The following is a 407-nucleotide window of genomic DNA, read 5'->3' as shown; positions in this document are numbered from 1 at the left end:
TACGCCTGGGACTTCGGAGACGGGTCCAATGGTCAGGGTGCGACGGCGACCCACACGTATGCGGCTGCCGGAACCTACACGGTGAAGCTCACCGTGACCGACAACCAGAGCGCGACGGGTGAGAAGACGGACCAGGTGACCGTGACGGCTCCGCCGGTGAATAAGGTGCCGGTGGCATCGTTCACTTCGACGGTGAAGGATCTGGGCATCACGGTGGACGGGTCCGGCTCCTCGGATTCGGATGGCACGGTTGACTCCTACGCCTGGGACTTCGGAGACGGGTCCAATGGTCAGGGTGCGACGGCGACCCACACGTATGCGGCTGCCGGAACCTACACGGTGAAGCTCACCGTGACCGACAACCAGAGCGCGACGGGTGAGAAGACGGACCAGGTGACCGTGACGGC

At 64.4% G+C, this 407-nt stretch carries 1 protein-coding gene and 1 pseudogene; both read left to right on the top strand.

Features of this window, described 5'->3' with window-relative positions; all coding sequences use genetic code 11:
• Positions 1-84, top strand: a pseudogene (locus AC1DBL_RS16750) (PKD domain-containing protein); the annotation flags it as partial.
• A 9-nt stretch (positions 85-93) separates the two neighbouring features.
• Positions 94-407: PKD domain-containing protein (locus AC1DBL_RS16745; RefSeq protein ID WP_476926528.1), on the top strand; the 314-nt coding region annotated here is incomplete at its 3' end.

This window comes from Arthrobacter sp. 10T44, assembly GCF_056393885.1.
The sequence above is the reverse complement of the archived record's forward strand: the minus strand, read 5'-3'. Positions and strand labels throughout refer to the sequence as shown.